This is a genomic window from Streptomyces sp. NRRL B-24572, from assembly GCF_002156145.1.
GTDB classification, from domain to species: Bacteria; Actinomycetota; Actinomycetes; order Streptomycetales; family Streptomycetaceae; genus Streptomyces; species Streptomyces vietnamensis.
Map to the genome: position 1 here is coordinate 301 of NZ_MWIG01000807.1, position 366 is coordinate 666.

At 65.6% G+C, this 366-nt stretch carries 1 protein-coding gene; it reads left to right on the forward strand.

All coding sequences use genetic code 11. The features are described 5' to 3' along the window. Positions 1-322 (forward strand): ABC transporter substrate-binding protein (locus CCN56_RS45225; protein ID WP_256962358.1); only part of this gene is annotated, 322 nt, incomplete at its 5' end. Positions 323-366: the final 44 nt, after the last annotated feature.

Below are 366 nucleotides of genomic sequence, written 5' to 3' on the forward strand. Positions count from 1 at the left end.
CGAGGAGCTCGCCTCCGCCAAGGAGTTCCTGGCCAACTACAAGGCCGAGAACTACAAGGAGGCCTACGAGGCCTACGGCGGCTACGCCTACGACTCGACCTGGGCGATCATCGAGGCCGTCAAGAAGGCCGTCGAGGGCAACGGTGGCAAGCTCCCCGAGCGCGCCAAGGTCGTCGAGGCCATGCAGGGCGTCTCCTTCGAGGGCGTGACCGGTTCGGTCGCCTTCGACGAGTTCGGTGACACCACCAACAAGCAGCTGACCGTCTACAAGGTCACGGGCGGCGCCTTCAAGCCCGTCAAGTCCGGCACCTTCGGCGGCTGATCCTCAGCAGTCCCATCTCTCAGCACCACCTTCACCGCGCGGGG